The organism is Streptomyces sp. NBC_00005, from assembly GCF_045160215.1.
Classification (GTDB): domain Bacteria; phylum Actinomycetota; class Actinomycetes; order Streptomycetales; family Streptomycetaceae; genus Streptomyces.
The window spans coordinates 6,567,955-6,587,297 of the sequence record NZ_CP108316.1; the positions used below are offsets into that span (position 1 = coordinate 6,567,955).

General features: G+C 70.0%; 16 protein-coding genes. 15 read left to right on the forward strand and 1 reads right to left on the reverse strand.

The genetic code is table 11. The features are described from left to right. Positions 1 to 158: 158 nt before the first annotated feature. From OG303_RS30180 to OG303_RS30220, 9 genes are all read left to right on the forward strand, one after another. Positions 159 to 860 carry a hypothetical protein gene (locus OG303_RS30180; RefSeq protein ID WP_405872271.1) on the forward strand — a complete coding sequence of 234 codons (702 nt, stop codon included), beginning with the start codon at positions 159 to 161 and terminating at the stop codon, positions 858 to 860. After that, on the forward strand, positions 860 to 3,061 hold the full coding sequence (locus OG303_RS30185) for a glycosyltransferase (RefSeq protein ID WP_405872273.1): 2,202 nt from the start codon (positions 860 to 862) through the stop codon (positions 3,059 to 3,061). The genes OG303_RS30180 and OG303_RS30185 overlap by 1 nt, the downstream gene beginning before the upstream one ends. Continuing rightward, positions 3,058 to 4,359: an acyltransferase gene (locus OG303_RS30190; protein ID WP_405872274.1), complete on the forward strand. Its 1,302-nt coding sequence runs from the start codon at positions 3,058 to 3,060 to the stop codon at positions 4,357 to 4,359. The genes OG303_RS30185 and OG303_RS30190 overlap by 4 nt, the downstream gene beginning before the upstream one ends. 89 nt (positions 4,360 to 4,448) lie before the next feature. Beyond that, a complete protein-coding gene (locus tag OG303_RS30195) occupies positions 4,449 to 5,213 on the forward strand; it encodes a hypothetical protein (RefSeq protein ID WP_405872276.1) in 765 nt (254 codons plus the stop codon). 156 nt (positions 5,214 to 5,369) lie between these two features. After that, the gene (locus OG303_RS30200; protein ID WP_405872277.1) at positions 5,370 to 6,284 is read left to right on the forward strand and encodes a hypothetical protein; all 915 of its coding nucleotides are present in this window, start codon (positions 5,370 to 5,372) and stop codon (positions 6,282 to 6,284) included. 86 nt (positions 6,285 to 6,370) lie between these two features. Next, on the forward strand, positions 6,371 to 7,465 hold the full coding sequence (locus OG303_RS30205; protein WP_405872279.1) for a formylglycine-generating enzyme family protein: 1,095 nt from the start codon (positions 6,371 to 6,373) through the stop codon (positions 7,463 to 7,465). A gap of 26 nt (positions 7,466 to 7,491) precedes the next feature. After that, on the forward strand, positions 7,492 to 8,646 hold the full coding sequence (locus OG303_RS30210; RefSeq protein ID WP_405872280.1) for an FG-GAP repeat domain-containing protein: 1,155 nt from the start codon (positions 7,492 to 7,494) through the stop codon (positions 8,644 to 8,646). 183 nt (positions 8,647 to 8,829) lie between these two features. Next, positions 8,830 to 10,209, forward strand: a complete 1,380-nt coding sequence (locus OG303_RS30215; protein ID WP_405872281.1) for a nitrate/nitrite transporter — start codon at positions 8,830 to 8,832, stop codon at positions 10,207 to 10,209. Positions 10,210 to 10,328: 119 nt separating this feature from the next. Beyond that, a complete protein-coding gene (locus OG303_RS30220; RefSeq protein ID WP_405872283.1) occupies positions 10,329 to 11,489 on the forward strand; it encodes a uroporphyrinogen-III synthase in 1,161 nt (386 codons plus the stop codon). A gap of 35 nt (positions 11,490 to 11,524) precedes the next feature. Here OG303_RS30220 and OG303_RS30225 read toward each other — a convergent pair whose 3' ends face one another. Beyond that, the gene (locus OG303_RS30225; protein WP_405872284.1) at positions 11,525 to 12,070 is read right to left on the reverse strand and encodes a DUF1772 domain-containing protein; all 546 of its coding nucleotides are present in this window, start codon (positions 12,068 to 12,070) and stop codon (positions 11,525 to 11,527) included. 217 nt (positions 12,071 to 12,287) lie between these two features. Between OG303_RS30225 and OG303_RS30230 the strand changes: the two genes are divergently transcribed. The 6 genes from OG303_RS30230 (at position 12,288) to OG303_RS30255 (ending at position 19,331) form a co-directional block, all read left to right on the forward strand. Next, positions 12,288 to 12,884: a CGNR zinc finger domain-containing protein gene (locus tag OG303_RS30230; protein WP_405872286.1), complete on the forward strand. Its 597-nt coding sequence runs from the start codon at positions 12,288 to 12,290 to the stop codon at positions 12,882 to 12,884. 317 nt (positions 12,885 to 13,201) lie between these two features. Continuing rightward, on the forward strand, positions 13,202 to 13,723 hold the full coding sequence (locus tag OG303_RS30235; RefSeq protein ID WP_010039908.1) for a sigma-70 family RNA polymerase sigma factor: 522 nt from the start codon (positions 13,202 to 13,204) through the stop codon (positions 13,721 to 13,723). 59 nt (positions 13,724 to 13,782) lie between these two features. After that, positions 13,783 to 14,547 (forward strand): anti-sigma factor family protein, encoded by a 765-nt coding sequence (locus OG303_RS30240; protein ID WP_405872287.1) that lies wholly within the window; start codon positions 13,783 to 13,785, stop codon positions 14,545 to 14,547. A gap of 92 nt (positions 14,548 to 14,639) precedes the next feature. Next, entirely contained in the window at positions 14,640 to 17,024 is a 2,385-nt protein-coding gene (locus tag OG303_RS30245) for a HelD family protein (RefSeq protein WP_405872289.1), read from the forward strand. Positions 17,025 to 17,329: 305 nt separating this feature from the next. Next, a complete protein-coding gene (locus OG303_RS30250; RefSeq protein ID WP_405872291.1) occupies positions 17,330 to 18,742 on the forward strand; it encodes an NAD-dependent malic enzyme in 1,413 nt (470 codons plus the stop codon). Positions 18,743 to 19,049: 307 nt separating this feature from the next. Then, positions 19,050 to 19,331 (forward strand): HU family DNA-binding protein, encoded by a 282-nt coding sequence (locus OG303_RS30255; RefSeq protein ID WP_007382399.1) that lies wholly within the window; start codon positions 19,050 to 19,052, stop codon positions 19,329 to 19,331. Positions 19,332 to 19,343 lie beyond the last annotated feature (12 nt).

The following is a 19,343-nucleotide window of genomic DNA, read 5'->3' on the forward strand; positions in this document are numbered from 1 at the left end:
CTCCTCGTGGGAGCTTCGCCGACAACGACGGGACCGAAGTACTGCACGGGGGCTCCGGAGACCTCCCGGAGCACGGCCGCGCTGCCGCCGGCGGCGCCGGCCTCCGCGATCCGTGGGAGACGGCGGGCGAGACCGCCCAGACCCACGATCCGCACGAGGTGACCGTCCAGCTCGACGCCGTGGGTCTGCAACAGGACATGCGGCTGCGCAAGGCCGCGGGCGAACGGGGCGGCGACTCCGAAGGCTCCGACGGACCGGTCTTCGTCGACGAGTCGGGCCGCCGCAGTCGTAACTTCCGCCGCCTGGGCATCACCATCGGCATCGCCTGCGCGGTCTACGCCGTCGTCATCGTCGTCACTCTGCTGTCCGGCAGCTCGGCCGCTCCCTGGCTGCCCGTTCCCGGTCAGAACGACGACAAGCCGGCCGGTCAGGTCGAGCCGACCTCACGGCCCGCGGACTCGGCGCAGCCCACCGGCACCGGCGGCCTGCCGTCCGGTGCGACGCCGACGGCCGCCGACGGTACGACGCCGTCGCCGGGGGCGAGCGGCACAGTGCCCGGCGCGTCCACCGACCCTTCCGGTACGGGCGCGTCCACCGGCGCCGACCCGACGCCGACCAGGTCCACGTCGAAGCCGGGGCCCGTCGTGGGTGACCCGACCCCGTCGACCTCGACGAACCCGTCGACGCCCACGTCGCCGGACCCGAGCCCCAGTGAGAGCACGGTCGCGCCCACCGAGACCGCGGTCCCGGGCACCGGCAGCGACCCGGTCGCCGACGGCCCCAGCAGCCCATCGCCCATCGCCGAGGCCAAGGGCACGCCCGCCGCCTCGTCCGACCCGTCCCCGGAGACCACCCTCTGATGGCATCCCGCACCCGCCGTCACGGGCCCGCGACCAAAGCCCGTGACGGCTCCTCGCGTCGCCGCCTGCCCATGCGCCTGTTGCTGCCCATGCTCCTTCTGGTCGCCCTGGTGGCGATGCTCATGCTGCGCGGCTACGTACACAGCGAGATCCTCGCCGACCACCGCATCCAGCCCGAGGCCGCCACCGACAAGGTGCCGGAGAAGATCCTGGACGGCGGCCCGGTCATCGACACCCGCAGCGGCCGCGTCACCAGCCTGAAGGTGCCGAACCACCATCTGGTCCTCACCTTCGACGACGGCCCGGACCCGACCTGGACGCCCAAGGTCCTGGACGTGCTCAAGAAGCACCACGCCCATGCGGTCTTCTTCGTCACGGGCACGATGGCCTCGCGCTATCCGGACCTGGTCAAGCGCATGGTCGACGAGGGCAACGAGGTCGGCGTCCACACCTTCAACCACCCCGACCTCTCGTACAAGTCGCACAAGCGCATCGACTGGGAGCTGTCGCAGACCCAGCTGGCGATCACGGGCGCCGCCGGCATCCGTACGTCCCTGTTCCGCCCGCCGTACTCCTCCTTCGCCGACGCGATGGACGACAAGTCCTGGCCGGTCACCGAGTACATCGGCAGCCGCGGCTACATCACCGTCGTCAACAACACGGACAGCGAGGACTGGCAGAAGCCGGGCGTCGACAAGATCATCAGCAATGCCACCCCGCACGGCGGCAAGGGCGCCATCGTCCTGATGCACGACTCGGGCGGCGACCGTCACCAGACGGTCGAGGCGCTCGACACGTTCCTGCCCACACTGCAGAAGCAGGGCTACGAGTTCGACAACCTTACCGAGGCCCTGGGCGCGCCCAGCGCGCTCACGAAGGTGGAGGGGGTCAACCTCTGGAAGGGCAAGGCGTGGATCTTCCTGGTCCGGGCCTCGGACGACATCACCGGCGTGATGGTCGTCTCCCTCGCGGTCATCGGCGCCCTGGTCATCGCCCGCTTCGGACTGATGCTCCTGCTGTCGGGGGCCCATGCGCGCAGGGTGCGGCGCCGAGGCTTCAGCTGGGGACCGCGGATCACCGAACCGGTGTCGGTGCTGGTACCGGCGTACAACGAGGCCAAGTGCATCGAGAACACGGTCCGTTCACTGATGGCGAGTGAGCATCCCGTCGAGGTGATCGTCATCGACGACGGCTCGAGCGACGGCACGGCACGCATCGTCGAGGCGATGGGCCTGCCGAACGTGCGGGTGGTCCGGCAGATGAACGCCGGGAAGCCCGCGGCTCTGAACCGCGGTCTGGCGAACGCCCGTTACGACATCATCGTGATGATGGACGGCGACACCGTCTTCGAACCGGCGACGGTACGGGAGCTGGTGCAGCCCTTCGGCGACCCGAAGGTGGGCGCCGTCGCCGGCAACGCGAAGGTCGGCAACCGCGATTCGCTCATCGGCGCCTGGCAGCACATCGAGTACGTGATGGGCTTCAACCTCGACCGCCGTATGTACGACATCCTGCGCTGCATGCCCACGATCCCGGGCGCGGTCGGAGCCTTCCGCCGCTCGGCGCTGGAGCGGGTCGGCGGCATGAGCGACGACACGCTCGCCGAGGACACGGACATCACGATGGCCATGCACCGCGACGGCTGGAGTGTCGTCTACGCCGAGAAGGCGCGGGCCTGGACGGAGGCGCCGGAGACGGTCCAGCAGCTGTGGTCGCAGCGCTACCGCTGGTCGTACGGCACCATGCAGGCGATCTGGAAGCACCGCCGAGCGATCGTGGAGAAGGGCCCGTCGGGCCGCTTCGGCCGGGTGGGACTGCCGCTGGTGTCCCTGTTCATGGTCGTGGCCCCGCTGCTGGCGCCGCTGATCGACATCTTCCTGATCTACGGAGTCGTCTTCGGCCCGACGCAGAAGACGATCGTGGCGTGGCTCGGCGTCCTGGCGATCCAGGCGGTGTGCGCCGCCTACGCCTTCCGCCTGGACCGCGAACGCATGACCCACCTCATCTCGCTGCCGCTGCAGCAGATCCTCTACCGCCAACTCATGTACGTCGTGCTGCTCCAGTCCTGGATCACGGCACTCACCGGCGGCCGCCTGCGCTGGCAGAAGCTGCGGCGCACGGGTGTCGTGGGGGCGCCGGGCGGCCCGGTGCCGCGCCAGCGCACCCGGGAGAGCAGCAGCGATCGGAGGCCCGTGGCATGACCCACGGATACACGACCGGGACACCCGGCACCCCGGAGTCGACACCGGCGTACGGCTTCCCGCACCAGCGGGGGACCCGGCCCGAGCCCTCGGGCCCGGCGCCCGCGCCCGGACCCGCACCCGCGTCCGCACTGCCTTCTGCGCCCGCGCCGAAGAAGCCGGGCCGCGACCGTTACCTCGACCTCCTGCGCTCGATCGCGCTCGTCCGTGTGGTCGTCTACCACCTGGTCGGCTGGGCCTGGCTGTCGGTGGTGTTCCCCTCCATGGGCGTGATGTTCGCGCTGGCGGGCTCGCTGATGGCGCGGTCGCTGAACCGCCCGGCGGTGAGTGTGATCCGCGGCCGGGTCCGTCGTCTGCTGCCTCCGCTGTGGGCGTTCAGCGCGGTCGTGCTGGTCATGATGTTCGCGGACGGCTGGAACCCGGCGAAGGACCCGGACAACGGCGGCACCTGGGGCATCGTCGAACTGATCAACTACATCATCCCGATCGGGGCCCCGCCCTACCCGTGGCACCTGGGCTCCGACGGAGGCCTGCTGGACGCCACCTGGGCGAGCCAGGCGGCCGGACCGCTGTGGTACCTGCGGGCGTATCTGTGGTTCGTCGTCGCGTCCCCCCTGCTCCTGTGGGCGTTCCGCCGCATGCCGTGGGCGACGCTGCTCGCTCCGCTGGGCCTGACGGCGATCGTCGGCACGGGGCTGGTGACGATCCCCGGTGAGACGGGCAACGCGGTCACCGACTTCGCCGTGTTCGGCAGCTGCTGGATCCTGGGCTTCGCCCACCACGAGGGCGTACTGAAGCAGGTGCCGCGCTATGTCGCCGTCTCCTGCTCGGCGTTGGTGATGGCGTTCGGCCTGTGGTGGGCCTCGGGCCACCTCGGCCCCGACGGCTGGGACCTGAACGACATCCCGCTGGCGCAGGCGACCTGGTCCTTCGGCTTCGTGGTGATCCTGCTGCAGTACTCACCGTCGTGGCAGGAACTGCCGGGCCGCCTGGCCAAGTGGGACAAGCTGGTGACCCTCGCCAACAACAGGGCCGTCACGATCTACCTCTGGCACAACCTGCTGATCATGGCGACGGTCCCGATCATCGACCAGGCGTACAACCTTCCGTTCATGGAGAGCGACCGGGCGTCCTCGGCACTGGATTCGACGTACATGCTGTGGATGTTCTGCCTCGTCTGGCCGTTGATCGGCCTGGCGATCCTCGCCTTCGGCTGGATCGAGGACATCGCGGCGAAGCGCAGCCCCCGCTTGTGGCCGAACGGTGTGAAGCGTGGGGGGTCTCGGCGGAAGGGCTGATCACAGGGCCTGGTGGGATGTTTGAGTCGGTCACGCGCCGCACGCGAGGAAACGCCTGCGACGCGTGACCCAAGGAGTGACAACAGCAGATGACGCAGCCCCCGGGCTGGCCGCCACAGGGCGGTTACGGACCCCAGCAGCCACCGCAGCAGCCGCCGTACCCGGGGCCGTACTCACCGCCACCGGCCGCGCAGCCGCCGGGGCAGATACCCAACCCGTACGCGACGCAACAGCCGTACGGATACGGGGGCTACCCGCCGGCGCCTGAGCAGGGGAGCGGCGGGAGCAACAAGGGCAAGGTGGCCGCCCTCGTCGTCGGCGCCGTCGCCGCGGTGGTGTTCATCGGCGGCGGCATCTACCTCGCCACGAACGGCGGCGGGGACGACGGCGGAAAGCCGGTGGCCGACCGGAGCGTGTCGGCGTCGCCGAGCGCCTCGTCGTCGGCGCAGGACACGGACGACTCCACGACGGAGCCCTCGGACCCCGCCACCGACGACGGCTCCGACTACGGCGACACCGGCGACGACACCAACGGCACGGCGCCCGCGACGGGCTTCCAGGGCCAGTGGCAGGACGACGACAACAAGACGCTGACCATCGGCGCGAAGTACAGGACCGGCGACTACACGGGCAAGTACCCGATGTCCTACATCGACCCCGGCGGCGACGGCATCCTGATGGGCATGGGCATGGACCGCAGCGACGGCTCCTTCCGCATGGCCCTCTCACCGATGAGCACCACGAGCACGAGCGGGGACGACTACAAGGCGGCGACCCTGACGCGCTCGGGCGACAGCGTGGTCATCACGTGGGACGACGGCGGGAGCGACACATTGGCCTATGCAGGGGAGTAGGGCGGGCGGATCGCGTACGACAGGTCGGGAACGCGAACGCGACGGTCAAGCCCCGGTCAAGCCCCCCACCCCGCGATCCGCCACCCCCACAACCCCGTGACACACTGCCCCAGTTGCGGAAGTGAACAGTGGTGTGTCCACGGGGGAGCAGGTGCGATGAGCAAGCGGCAGATTCAGAAGATGCTGCAGTTGATGGCAGGTGGCGAGCCCGTCGAGCTCACCAGTCCGATGGCATCCGTGAAGAAGCTGTCCCGACTCGCCTTCGTCGCCCAGCAGTTCGGGTACGAGTACGTGGACGCCCGGCACACCGGTTCGCGCAACAACGCGCTGAAGATGATGATCGTGCCCGACCCCAGCCCGCAGGCCCGGTCGCGGGCCGCGCAGAACTGGGCGCAGTACCCGAACGCCAGTGACGGTGTCTCGCTTCCGCCCCTCGTCCCCGACGCGCTCGAACTCCTCAAGGCCCGCATCCAGTTCGACCTCACGGGCAAGAACGCCGAGAAGCGGATGGGCTACGGGGCGCTGGGTATCACCGCCGCCTGCCTGGTCGCCGGGTATCGGGCCGGCGGCGAGGCCGTCGACTACATCGTGGCGTTCATCGCCTGGCTGATCTTCATGGCGATCTTCGGCATCGGTCTCCTCGTGACCCGCAAGCGCAACGCCAAGTTCGCGCGTCGGCTGCAGGCCGCCGGTTTCGTGCCGATGACGGACGAGACCGGCCGACTGCGGTACCTGCCGCCGGGACTGCAGATCCCGGGCCAGGCGAACCCCTTCGCGAACGGGCCGTACGGCGCGGGCCGGCCCCCCGCGGGACCGTACGCCGCCCAGCCCCAGCCCCAGCCTCAACAGCAGCCCTACGGCTATCCCCAGCAGCAGCCGCCGCAGCCCTACGCCCAGCCCCAGCAGGCCCCCGGCTCCTACGCCCAGCCCCAGCAGGCCCCGGCCCCCGGCCCCTACGCCCCCCAGCAGCAGCCGCAGCAGCCGTACCCCCAACAGCAGCCGCAGCAGCCGTACGCCCCGCAGCAGCCCTACCCGCAGCAGAACCCCAACTGGCAGTCCCCGCAACGCTGAAGCACCCCAACGCCCTTGGCGCGCTTGGCCGATGCACAGTCCCGTGACACGTCCAGCACAGCCCGGATGGCTACGTTCCGGCGTTCATGACGGGAACCGAGCACACCATCGAACCGGCGGGCGGGCAGCACACCGTGCCCTCCCGCCCGAGCCGGCGCAGACTGCTTCTGTACGGCGGTGGCGGCGCCGTCGCCCTCCTGGGCGGCGCGTTCGCGGCCCTTCCCTCCGCCTCCGCCGAGCCGCAGGCGCGGAAGAGCGTCAGCCCCGCCGCCTTCACCGCCGCCGGACAGACCCTCGTCCAGATCCCGGCCAACCCCTCCTTCACCTTCACCGCCGACCTGAGCAACAACGCCGGCGCCGGTGAGTCCTCGCCGATCTCCGCCGCGTACCAGCTGGGCGCCTACCAGGTCAGCAACGCGCAGTGGAAGGAGTTCCTCGACGACAGCGGCGGGGACCCGCCCGGCTACTGGAGCGACGGGACGTATCCGGACGGGAAGGGCGAACACCCCGTGCTGTCCGTGTCGTTGGAGCAGGCCGGCGACTTCTGCGACTGGCTCACCGGGAGCGCCGAGGACGTCACCTTCCGGCTGCCCACCGAGGCCGAGTGGGAGAACGCGGCGCGCGGTCCGTCGTCGTACACCTATCCCTGGGGCAACGACGCCGGTACGTCCTACAGCGACGGAACCCTCACCAGCCGCTACAACTACAACGCGGTCTGCGCCGCCCACTACCTCGCCGACCACGACGACGAGGAGGCGACCTACAACGACCAGAACTCCAGCCGGTACGGCGAGAGCGATCCCGTCTCCGAGATCCTCGCCGTCTCCGCCACCGGCGGGGTGACCGGCTGGATCGACCACTCCACCTACACCGGCTTCGTCTACACCGACCTCTTCGACGAGCTGATGGAGACCGGCGGCTACGCGTCGGCGGTCGGCAGCTACACCGACGGCATCAGCACCTACGGCGCCTACGACCTGGCCGGCAACGCCTTCGAGTGGACGTCGTCCCTGATCACCGCCACCAACGGGGCCGAGGCGGGCCTGGAGGTCAACGCCGTGCGGGGCGGGTCCTGGTACTCGACCGGGCGCAGCTGCACGACCGGTTACCGGGGGGAGGGCCGCGACGGCAGCGGCGGATACGTCACCGTCGGCTTCCGCGTCGCGGCAGACGCCTCATGAGCCGTACCGAAGGAGTGAAGCAGCCCATGAAACGCCGGCTCACAGCCACCGTCCTCGCCCTGACCCTCGGTGCGAGCGCCACCGTCGGAGTCGTCACCCCCGCCTTCGCCGCGCCCCTCGGCGCCTCCACCGCGACCGCCACCTCCTGCACCACGCCCACCTTCACCCAGTCCGCCACCGCCACCGCCGGCACCAACCCCCGGCACGTCCTGACCGCCGACCTCGACGGCGACGGAGACGCGGACGTCGTGGCCGCCAACCTGGACGGGAACTCGGTCACCGTCCTCCTCGGCAACGGCGACGGCACCTTCGCCACCGGCACCACCTACACCGTCGGCACGCACCCGTACCAGACCGTCGCCGCCGACTTCGACGGCGACGGCAGCCTCGACCTCGCCACCGCCGACTTCGGCGGCGCCACGGTCAGCGTGCTGATCAACAACGGGGACGGCACCTTCGAGGACGCCACCACGCTCGACGTCGACGAGGCGCCCCGCGCGCTCGCCACCGGCGACCTCGACGGCGACGGCACCGCCGACCTCGTGGTGGCCCAGCAGGGCACCAGCTCCGTACGCGTCCTGCTCGGCAACGGCGACGGCACCTTCGACGACCAGGGCGACACCGCGACCGGGACCCAGCCGCACGGCATCGTCCTCGGCGACTTCGACGGCGACGGCAACCCGGACGTGGCGACCGCGAGCGTCGGCAGCGCGGGCGTGAGCGTGCACCTGGGCGACGGGGCGGGCGGGCTCGGCGCCGCGGTCGGCCACGCCACCACCTCCCGGCTCTACTCCCTCACCAGCGGGGACGTGAACGGCGACGGCCATCTCGACCTCGCCGCCGTCAGCAACGGCTCCAACGCCCTCGACGTGCTCCTCGGCAACGGCGACGGCACCTTCCAGACGGCGACCACCTACACCACCGGCTCCCTTCCGGTCGCCGTCGGCTCCGGGGACGTCAACGGGGACGGGCTGACGGACCTGCTCGTCTCCTCCCTCAACGGGGACTCCGTCGCCGTCTACACCGGCGGGAGCGAGGAGCTGTCGCTGCTGACCACCCTCACGGTCGACGGCGCCTACGATGCATCTGTCGCCGACCTCGACGGCGACGGCACCGCGGACCTTGCGGTCGCGGCGAGCGGGGCCGGGCAGGTCGTCACCTTCACAGGGACCTGCTCGTAGCAGGGGAGCTGTTCGTAACGTACCGACGCAGTACCTCTCATCCCGCGTTCGCGCGGGGTGAGAGCAAAGTTCCCTTCCGGTCACCCAGTGCCACAGTCCGGAAACGCCGCCTCCCTACCTTCGGGACTCATACCGCTCAGCACCCCCGAGTACAACCGAGCCCCGGAGCACCGTGGAGGCGTCATGACAGCCCCTAGTACAGCCCCCGCATCGAGCAGGGGAGGCCGCTGGATCGAGCAGTGGGATCCCGAGGACGAGACCTTCTGGAACGAGACCGGAGAGAAGGTCGCCAAGCGGAACCTCCTCTTCTCCGTCCTCTCCGAGCACATCGGGTTCTCGATCTGGACCCTGTGGTCCGTGCTGGTGCTCTTCATGGGCCCGGAGTACGGCCTCACCCCGGCCGACAAGTTCATGCTGACCTCGATGGTCACCCTGGTCGGCGCCGTCGTCCGCGTCCCCTACACCTTCGCCGTCGCCATCTTCGGCGGGCGGAACTGGACGATCATCTCGGCCAGCCTCCTCCTCGTCCCGACGGTCGCCGCGTTCGCGGTGATGAAGCCGGGGACGTCCTTCGACACCTTCCTGTGGATCGGCCTGCTGGCCGGCATCGGCGGCGGCAACTTCGCCTCCTCGATGACCAACATCAACGCCTTCTTCCCGCTGAAGAAGAAGGGGTGGGCGCTCGGGCTCAACGCGGGCGGCGGCAACATCGGCGTCCCGGTCATCCAGCTGATCGCGCTCGCCGTGATCGGCGCGAGCGGCGGCCCGCGCGTGCTGCTCGGGATCTACATCCCGCTGATCCTCATCGCCGCCACGCTCGCCGCGCTCTACATGGACAACCTCGCGTCCGTGAAGAACGACACCGGCGCCGCCAAGGACGCCGCGAAGGACGCGCACACCTGGATCATGTCCTTCCTCTACATCGGGACGTTCGGGTCGTTCATCGGATACGCCTTCGCCTTCGGCCAGGTGCTGCAGGTCCAGTTCGGTCGTACGCCGCTGCAGGCCGCGTACCTCACCTTCATCGGCCCGCTGCTCGGCTCGCTGATCCGCCCGGTGGGCGGCTGGCTCGCCGACAAGTACGGCGGCGCGAAGATCACCCTCTACAACTACATCGGTATGGCCGCCGCCACCGCGATCCTGATCGTCGCCTCCATGCAGAAGTCGCTGCCGCTGTTCGTCTCCGTCTTCGTGGTGCTGTTCGTCCTCAGCGGGCTCGGCAACGGGTCGACGTACAAGATGATCCCCGGCATCTTCCAGACCAAGGCCCTCGCCAAGGGGCTCGAGGGTGACGAAGCGGCTGCGTACGGTCGCCGTCTCTCCGGTGCCTCCATGGGGCTCATCGGCGCGGTGGGCGCGCTCGGCGGTGTCGGCATCAACATGGCCTTCCGCCAGTCCTTCCTCAGCAACGGCTCCGGCACCGGCGCCTTCGTCGTCTTCCTCGCCTTCTACGCCCTCTGCTTCGCGGTGACCTGGGCCGTATACCTTCGCCGCCCGGCCGCCAAGGGCGAGACCGCAGCCGCTGCAGAGGCGAAGCCGCAGCTCAGCTACGCCGAGGTGTGACGTAACACCAGCGACATCTAGCCGAACCGAGCCTGTCACGCACCGTTGACAGGCTCGATCGGCATGTAGGTAGTACCGCCGTACTGCATGTACGACGACTCGAGTTCGGGACGAGAGCCATGTACGACGAACAGCAGCGACCAGACCCCGGGCGACACGGCCCACTCGCCGGCTTCACCGTCGGCGTGACGGCCGCACGCCGGGCCGACGAACTGGGCGCACTGCTGCAGCGACGGGGAGCCGCCGTCCTGCATGCACCCGCCCTGCGCATCGTGCCGCTCTCCGACGACAGCGAACTGCTGGCGGCGACGAAGAACCTGATCGACCAGGCGCCGGACGTCGTGGTGGCGACGACGGCCATCGGATTCCGGGGGTGGGTCGAGGCCGCCGACGGGTGGGGGCTCGGAGAGCCGCTCCTCGAACGGCTGCGAACCGTGGAACTGCTCGCCCGCGGGCCCAAGGTCAAGGGTTCGATACGGGCCGCCGGGCTGACGGAGCACTGGTCGCCGTCGAGCGAGTCCATGGCCGAGGTGCTGGACCGGCTGCTGGAGGAGGGCGTCGAAGGGCGCCGTATCGCCATCCAGCTGCACGGCGAACCGCTGCCCGGGTTCGTGGAGTCGCTGCGGGCCGCGGGAGCGGAGGTCGTCGGGGTTCCCGTGTACCGGTGGATGCCGCCGGAGGACATCGGGCCGGTGGACCGGCTGCTGGACGCCGCCGTCTCGCGGGGCCTGGACGCGGTCACCTTCACCAGCGCGCCCGCCGCCGCGTCCCTGCTGAACCGGGCCGAGGAGCGCGGGCTGCTGCCCGAGCTGCTCGCCGCCCTCCACCACGACGTGCTGCCGGCCTGCGTCGGCCCGGTCACCGCGCTGCCGCTGCAGGCCCACGGCGTCGACACCGTCCAGCCCGAACGCTTCCGGCTCGGGCCCCTCGTCCAGCTGCTCTGCCAGGAACTGCCGAGCCGGGCACGCACCCTGCCCATCGCCGGGCACCGGGTGGAGATCCGCGGTCACGCGGTCCTGGTCGACGGCGACCTCAAGCCCGTACCGCCCGCCGGGATGTCGCTGCTGCGGGCGCTGTCGCGGCGGCCGGGGTGGGTGGTGGCCCGGGCCGAGCTGCTACGTGCCCTGCCGGGCGCCGGCCGCGATGAGCATGCGGTGGAGACCGCGATGGCTCGGCTGCGGACTGCTCTCGGGGCGCCGAAGTTGATTCAGACGGTGGTGAAGCGGGGGTATCGGCTGGCGTTGGATCCGGCGGCCGACACCAAGTACGCCGACGTGTGAGGGGGCACCCGGCTTCGGCCTGAACGGCCTCCTCCTCAGACTCCCCCAGAGGGGGTACCCCCAGACGGGCCGACAGTTCCTGACCGGCGTTGAGACGCGCCGGTCGTGACCCTGCCGTAGAGAACGAGCGCTCGCGCCAAGCACCCCAGCGCCACCGTCGACAGCACCGCCCGCACCACGTTCCACGCCACCCACGGGGTCTCGAAGTGGTCCCTGGCCGCCGTGGGGTCGGTCATGTTCTGCAGGTCGTTGTTCAGCGGGATGTTGAAGGCGACCGTGGTCAGGAAGCCGAGTGCGTATGCCGCCAGGGCCGCCCACACCCACCAGCGGTACGGCTGCCCGCGCAGCTGCCACGACGACACCGCCGTCAGCAGCAGCGCTCCGGCGAAGCCGAGGAAGAACACCGGGTTCTGGATCACGTCGTCGATGTCCCGCATGACCTCGACGTAGACCCGGTCGTCGCTGCGGGCCAGGGCCGGCATCACACAGCAGGCGAAAATGTAGTAGACCCCCGCGATCAGGCCCATCGCGACCGTGGCCGCACCCAGTACGAATCCCGTGCTCCTGTTGTTCCGCGTCATGCCCTCCAGTCAACGGACGGCGGCGTGGCCGGAACATCGCCGAGACGCGCACCCGCATAAGCGCCCGTCCACCGGCCACCTCCTCTTCCGCCGCCGGTACGAGGGGTTCCGGCCGCGCGAGCGGGCAGGCACTGTAAGAGGGAACGGTTCCCCAGCCCCCTCTCTCGCATTTCACCGGCCCCTCATACCGGGGCAACCCCTAGGCGGTGACAGGCACATGGCACTGGGTACGGCCACGGCCCCGTACGAGCTGCGGTTCGACGCCGGGCGGATCTGCCTGGATCTCCTCGCGACCACCCATCCCGAGGAACGGTTCGACTCCCTCGAGGTGCTGCGCGCCTGGATCACCGGAGCGGGCCTCGCCCCGCCGGGCACCCCGCTGGCCCACGCCGACTCGTCGTGGCTGGTCGGCTTCCGCGAACTGCGAGGTCAGGTCGGCCAGTTGATACGCGGCGGGCTCGCCGCCGAACGCCGTCCGTCGTACGACATCGCGCTCACCCGAGTGAACGAGATCGCCCGTGTCTCGCCACCCGCCCCACGGGCCGTGCGGGGCGAAGACGGATCGCTCCTGCGGGAGTTGGACGGTCCGCCGGAGTGCGCGGCGCTGCTCGGCGCGATCGCCCGGGACGCCATAGAGCTGCTCACCGACCCGGTCGCGCGGGCCGGTCTGCGGCAGTGCGAGGGGGACAACTGCCCGATCGTTTATGTGGATTCGTCCCGGGGGCGCAGGAGGCGCTGGTGTTCCAGTGAGGTCTGTGGGAACCGCGAAAGAGTGGCCCGCCATCGACGGCGGGCGGCTCTCACTCAAGCTTGACGTCCGGTATGCGGCTTCTGTGAACCGACTGTCGAAGTGATTTCGATTACACGCCGTTTACCTCAGCCGTGACACGGGCAGCCGTTGCGATCTTGCCAGTGTGGCGGAAATGTAAAGATCGGACGGGGGGAATGTGCTCCCATGTCCCCCTCGTCACGTCATGCAGAAGAAAACTGTCGTCTCACTTTGAACATGACACAGCCCACATCCGTACCCGTGGACGAGCGACCGACTGGGGGAACCCCCGGACATCGGAGGTGGGCGTGCGCAAGGATTCCGTCGTGGCCAATGAACGTGGATCGAGGGCCCGACATCGCATGTCCCAGCCCTCGGAACCAGATGAGGAGCTGATGCGTGCGCTCTATCGCGAGCACGCCGGACCTCTCCTTGCGTATGTGCTCCGGCTGGTCGCCGGAGATCGACAGCGTGCCGAGGACGTGGTCCAGGAGACGCTTATACGTGCCTGGAAGAACGCCGGTCAGCTCAATCGAGCGACCGGATCGGTACGCCCCTGGCTGGTGACGGTTGCGCGCCGCATCGTCATCGACGGCCACCGCAGCCGGCAGGCCCGGCCGCAGGAGGTCGATCCGTCGCCGCTGGAGGTCATCCCCGCGGAGGACGAGATCGACAAGGCGCTGTGGTTGATGACGCTGTCGGACGCGCTGGACGACCTGACCCCGGCCCACCGGGAGGTGCTCGTCGAGACGTATTTCAAGGGGCGTACCGTCAACGAGGCCGCCGAGACCCTGGGCATTCCCAGTGGCACGGTGCGGTCCCGGGTGTTCTATGCCCTGCGGTCGATGAAGCTGGCACTGGAGGAGCGGGGGGTGACGGCGTGATGAGTGTTTACGGGGGAAACCAGGGATTCGGTACAGGTGGTTCGGGTATGTCTGGCTCCATGATGGGATCTCCGGGCCCGAGCGAGCACGAGACCGTCGGTGCCTACGCCCTCGGGATCCTCGACGACGCCGAGGCAACCGCTTTCGAAGCACACCTCGCGACCTGCGAGTGGTGCGCCCAGCAGCTCGACGAGCTGGCCGGGATGGAGCCGATGCTGGCCGCGCTCGCGGACCTGCCGGGAACCGGTTCGCCCGCGATCGGCGAGTCCCTGTCCGCACGGCCCAGCCCACGGCTCGCGGAGAGACTGGTCGACGAGGTCGCCGAGCGCCGGGCGACGAAGCGGCGCAAGGGCTTCTACCTGGTGGCGGCCGCGGCCGCGCTGATCATCGGCGGCCCCCTCACGGTCATGGCCGTGAACGGCGGCAGCGACTCGGGCGGCACCCAGGCCACACCGCTGGCGGCCGGCGCCAAGGCGGCCTTCGGCACCATCACCGACAAGGTCTCGGCCACGGACTCGAGCACCAAGGTCAAGGCGACCGTGGCGATGGAGAAGAAGGACTGGGGCACCTGGGGCGTCGTCGAGCTCAGCAACGTCAAGGGCCCGCTGAAGTGCTCGCTCATCGCCGTCGGCAAGAACGGCGAGCGCGAGACGATGTCCTCCTGGTCGGTCCCGAAGTGGGGTTACGGCCTCCCGAACGCCAAGGTGGAGGAGGCGAAGCAGCCCCTCTACGCCCAGGGTGGCGCGGCCCTCCAGCCCAACGAGATCGACCATTTCGAGGTCATGACCTTCGACGGCAAGAAGCTCGTGGAGGTCGAGGCGTGATGTTCGTGGAGATCGACGCGTAGCGTACGTAGCTTTGCCGGGTCCCTTTCGCGTACGGTTGACGGCTGCCCAGCACGTCAGAAGGGGGCCCGGTGGCCGCTCAGGCTCAGCAGGAAACCGCGGTCGGCTCGGATCACGACTCAGTACGCGACCGAGAGATCAGCGTCGAACAGGAACACCTGGATCGGGTGTACCGGCGGCTCGAGGAGAAAATTCACGAGGCCGAGTTCCTGATGAACGACGCGGCCAAGCGAGGCCAGGTCGGCACGCCCGGCGCGCTCGCCGAGCGGGACGCGCAGGTCTTCCGCGCAGGGGTCCATCTCAATCGGCTCAACAACGAGTTCGAGGACTTCCTGTTCGGGCGGATCGACCTGCTGCTCGGCAAGGACGGCAAGAAAGGGCCCGACGGCGCCTACACCGCCGTGGAGCCCGCAGAAGGCGCGGTGCGCGACGACAACACCGCCGAGATCGCCGAGACCCTGCACATCGGCCGGATCGGCGTACTGGACTCCGAGTACGCGCCGCTCGTCATCGACTGGCGGGCACCCGCCGCCGCCCCCTTCTACCGCTCCACCCCCGTCGACCCCGGCCGGGTCGTGCGCCGCCGCGTCATCCGCTCCAAGGGCCGCCGGGTCCTCGGCGTCGAGGACGACCTGATGCGCCCCGAGCTCAAGGCCTTCCTCGACGGCCACGAGCTGGCCGTCATCGGCGACGGCGCCCTGATGGCCGCCCTCGGCCAGGCCCGCAGCCACACCATGCGGGACATCGTCGCCTCCATCCAGGCCGAGCAGGACCTGGTCATCCGCGCCCCCGCCGCCTCGGTCACCTATGTCGAGGGCGGCCCGGGCACGGGCAAGACGGCCGTCGCCCTGCACCGCGCGGCCTACCTCCTCTACCAGGACCGGCGCCGCTACTCGGGCGGCATCCTCATCGTCTCCCCGACCCCGCTGCTGGTCGCCTACACCGAGGGCGTCCTGCCCTCCCTCGGCGAGGAGGGCCAGGTCGCCATCCGCGCGATCGGCTCGCTCGTCGACGGCGCCGAGGCCGGCCTCTACGACTCCCCGGCCACCGCCCGCGCCAAGGGCTCGTACCGCATGCTCAAGGTCCTGCGGAAGGCGGCGCGGGGAGCACTGGAGCTGGGCACGGGCGGCAGCACGCGCGCGCGTGCCTCCGTCGGGCAACTGGCCTTCGGTGACGACGACTCCGACGAGCAGCCGCAGGGTCGGGCCGGTACGCCCACCCGCCTGCGCGTCGTCGCCTTCGGCCGCCGCCTGGAGCTGGAGGCGGCGGACCTGAACCGCATCCGCCACATCGCCCTCGGCGGCACCGCACCCGTCAACCTCCTGCGCCCCCGCGCCCGCAAGCTCCTCCTCGACGCGCTGTGGGACCGGTCCGGCGCGGCCGGCCGGCACACGGACCCGGAGCTCGCGGCGGAACTGCGCTCCTCCTTCGACGAGGACATCACCTCCGAGGACAGCTTCCTCACGTTCCTCGACGCATGGTGGCCCGAGCTGACCCCGAACGCCGTCCTCACGGCCATGGCCGACGAGCGGCGCCTCGGCCGCTGGGCGCGCCGGATCCTCAACCCCGGCGAGGTCCGCCGGGTCGCCCGCTCCCTGCGCCGTGACGGCCACTCCGTGCACGACATCGCCATGCTCGACGAGCTCCAGTCGATCCTCGGCACCCCGGCCCGCCCCAAGAAGCGCCGCGAACTGGATCCGCTCGACCAGCTGACCGGCCTCGAGGAGCTGATGCCGACCCGCGAGGAGACCCAGCGCGAGCGTGCCGAGCGCCTCGCGCAGGAGCGCACCGAGTACGCCCACGTCATCGTCGACGAGGCCCAGGACCTCACGCCCATGCAGTGGCGCATGGTCGGCCGCCGCGGCCGGCACGCCACCTGGACGGTCGTCGGCGACCCGGCCCAGTCCTCCTGGTCCGACGTCGACGAGGCGGCCGAGGCCCGCGACGAGGCGCTCGGCACCCGCCCGCGCCGCCGCTTCCAGCTGACGGTGAACTACCGCAACCCGGCCGAGATCGCCGAACTGGCCGCCAAGGTGCTCGCCCTCGCCATGCCCGGCTCCGAGGCCCCCTCGGCCGTCCGCTCCACCGGAGTCGAACCGCGCTTCTCCGTCGTACGGGACTCCTTGGCGAAGACCGTCCGCGAGGAAGCCGCCCGGCTCCTCGACCAGGTCGACGGCACGGTCGGCGTCGTCGTCGCCATGCAGCGCCGCGAGGAGGCCGCCCGCTGGCTCGCCGGGCTCGGCGACCGGGTGGTGGCCCTCGGCAGCCTGGAGGCGAAGGGGTTGGAGTACGACGCGACGGTCGTCGTGTCGCCCGCGGAGATCGCGGACGAGTCCCCGGCGGGCCTGCGTGTCCTGTATGTCGCCCTCACCCGGGCGACCCAGCAGCTGACGCTCGTCTCGGCGGACCGCGACGAGCCGGACGCGAACGGAGTGCCTGACCTGCTCCGGGATTAGAAGCGCATGAACTCTCGGTACGGGAATGGCCTTACGGGATCTGTTTGTTAGCCTGGGTGTTGGCACCGGCTCGATCCAAGCCCCCGGGCCCAACCTTCGTCGCTACGAGCGACCACTTGCCGCGAGGCGAGCATGGCGGGTCGGTGCCACTGAACAAGCGGGAGGCCCGCGTCACGACGTGACGCGGGCCTCTTTCGCTGTGAACAAAACGTTCGCAATCCAGGGTGGCTAACGCCTACCCGGCAGTAGGTGCGACCATCGGACGGCATACCCAGCGTCACAGGTGAAAGCAGAGGAAGTCGGCCATGGCAACGGCGCCCAGCGTCTCCTACTCGATTACGGTCCGGTTGGAGGTGCCCGCGGGTGGTACCGCGGTCTCCCAGATCACCACGGCCGTAGAGTCCCACGGAGGCTCGGTGACCGGCCTCGACGTGACCGCATCAGGCCACGAGAAGCTCCGGATGGACGTCACCATCGCGGCGAGCTCCACGGCGCACGCCGATGAGATCGTCCAGCAGCTGCGCGGCATCGAGGGCGTCACACTCGGCAAGGTCTCCGACCGTACGTTCCTCATGCACCTCGGCGGCAAGATCGAGATGCAGTCCAAGCACCCCATCCGCAACCGTGACGATCTCTCGATGATCTACACGCCGGGTGTGGCCCGCGTCTGCATGGCGATCGCCGAGAACCCCGAGGACGCCCGCCGCCTCACCATCAAGCGCAACTCCGTTGCGGTTGTGACGGACGGTTCGGCCGTGCTGGGCCTGGGCAACATCGGTCCGAAGGCCGCCCTCCCGGTCATGGAGGGCAAGGCGGCCCTCTTCAAGCGGTTCGCCGGCATCGACGCCTGGCCGCTGTGCCTCGACACCCAGGACACCGACGCGATCGTCGAGATCGTGAAGGCGATCGCCCCGGGCTTCGCCGGCATCAACCTCGAGGACATCTCCGCGCCCCGCTGCTTCGAGATCGAGGCCCGGCTGCGCGAGGCCCTCGACATCCCCGTCTTCCACGACGACCAGCACGGCACCGCGATCGTCGTCCTCGCCGCCCTGACGAACGCACTTCGCGTCACCGACAAGGCAATTGAGAACATCCGGGTCGTCATGTCCGGTGCCGGCGCGGCCGGTACGGCCATCCTCAAGCTGCTGCTCGCCGCGGGCGTCAAGAACGCCGTCGTCGCCGACATCCACGGCGTCGTGCACGCGGGCCGCGAGGACCTGCGCGAGGCCGCCGCGGACTCGCCGCTGCGCTGGATCGCCGACAACACCAACGCCGAGGGCCTGACGGGCACGCTGAAGGAGGCCGTGCGCGGCGCGGACGTCTTCATCGGCGTCTCCGCCCCGAACGTTCTCGACGGCGATGACGTGGCCGCCATGGCCGACGGCGCCATCGTGTTCGCGCTCGCGAACCCCGACCCCGAGGTGGACCCGGCAATCGCCCGCCAGACGGCGGCGGTTGTGGCCACCGGCCGCTCCGACTTCCCGAACCAGATCAACAACGTGCTGGTCTTCCCGGGTGTCTTCCGCGGTTTGCTGGACGCGCAGTCCCGCACGGTCAACACCGAGATGATGCTGGCCGCCGCGACCGCCCTCGCGGACGTGGTGACCGGGGACGAGCTGAACCCGAACTACATCATCCCGAGCGTCTTCAACGACAAGGTCGCGGGCGCCGTGGCCGGAGCGGTGCGGGAAGCCGCGAAGGCGGCGGCCGCGTCGTAGGGCCATGTGCGTAGGCTGTGAGGATCGCCACGGCAAGGCCTTGCACCGGCGCGTCGTGGAACCTGGCTCTCCTGGTCGGCGTTTATCGTGTCGGCCAGGCTCAGCCCCTCTTTTCGTGTGACTCCCAAGGGTGTTCTCACGACTCCTACGGGTGCCGGATTGGCTTTCGCGCCGCAGGTAGGGGCAGGATGCGTCCCTGGGCGCGAGGGTCTGACGACGGACCCGGGTCCGGGGCCTCTCCGGGAGCCCTGGCAGCATCGGCTTCGATCGCACGCCTCAACGGCAAGAAGAACACGGGAGTAACAACATGAACCGCAGTGAGCTGGTGGCCGCGCTGGCCGACCGCGCCGAGGTGACCCGCAAGGACGCCGACGCCGTGCTGGCGGCGTTCGCCGAGACCGTCGGCGAGATCGTGGCCAAGGGCGACGAGAAGGTCACCATCCCCGGCTTCCTGACCTTCGAGCGCACCCACCGTGCCGCTCGCACCGCGCGCAACCCGCAGACCGGCGACCCGATCCAGATCCCCGCCGGCTACAGCGTCAAGGTCTCCGCGGGCAGCAAGCTCAAGGAAGCCGCCAAGGGCAAGTAAGCCTGACGGTGC

Excerpts from the sequence above, each read along its gene's own strand:
- OG303_RS30220 (WP_405872283.1), top strand. The coding sequence starts at position 10,329 with ATGTACGACGAACAGCAGCGACCAGACCCCGGGCGACACGGCCCACTC.
- OG303_RS30200 (WP_405872277.1), top strand. The coding sequence starts at position 5,370 with ATGAGCAAGCGGCAGATTCAGAAGATGCTGCAGTTGATGGCAGGTGGC.
- OG303_RS30215 (WP_405872281.1), top strand. The coding sequence starts at position 8,830 with ATGACAGCCCCTAGTACAGCCCCCGCATCGAGCAGGGGAGGCCGCTGG.
- OG303_RS30190 (WP_405872274.1), top strand. The coding sequence starts at position 3,058 with ATGACCCACGGATACACGACCGGGACACCCGGCACCCCGGAGTCGACA.
- OG303_RS30185 (WP_405872273.1), top strand. The coding sequence starts at position 860 with ATGGCATCCCGCACCCGCCGTCACGGGCCCGCGACCAAAGCCCGTGAC.
- OG303_RS30240 (WP_405872287.1), top strand. The coding sequence starts at position 13,783 with ATGATGGGATCTCCGGGCCCGAGCGAGCACGAGACCGTCGGTGCCTAC.
- OG303_RS30225 (WP_405872284.1), bottom strand. The coding sequence starts at position 12,070 with ATGACGCGGAACAACAGGAGCACGGGATTCGTACTGGGTGCGGCCACG.
- OG303_RS30235 (WP_010039908.1), top strand. The coding sequence starts at position 13,202 with ATGTCCCAGCCCTCGGAACCAGATGAGGAGCTGATGCGTGCGCTCTAT.
- OG303_RS30250 (WP_405872291.1), top strand. The coding sequence starts at position 17,330 with ATGGCAACGGCGCCCAGCGTCTCCTACTCGATTACGGTCCGGTTGGAG.
- OG303_RS30205 (WP_405872279.1), top strand. The coding sequence starts at position 6,371 with ATGACGGGAACCGAGCACACCATCGAACCGGCGGGCGGGCAGCACACC.
- OG303_RS30195 (WP_405872276.1), top strand. The coding sequence starts at position 4,449 with ATGACGCAGCCCCCGGGCTGGCCGCCACAGGGCGGTTACGGACCCCAG.
- OG303_RS30255 (WP_007382399.1), top strand. The coding sequence starts at position 19,050 with ATGAACCGCAGTGAGCTGGTGGCCGCGCTGGCCGACCGCGCCGAGGTG.
- OG303_RS30230 (WP_405872286.1), top strand. The coding sequence starts at position 12,288 with ATGGCACTGGGTACGGCCACGGCCCCGTACGAGCTGCGGTTCGACGCC.
- OG303_RS30210 (WP_405872280.1), top strand. The coding sequence starts at position 7,492 with ATGAAACGCCGGCTCACAGCCACCGTCCTCGCCCTGACCCTCGGTGCG.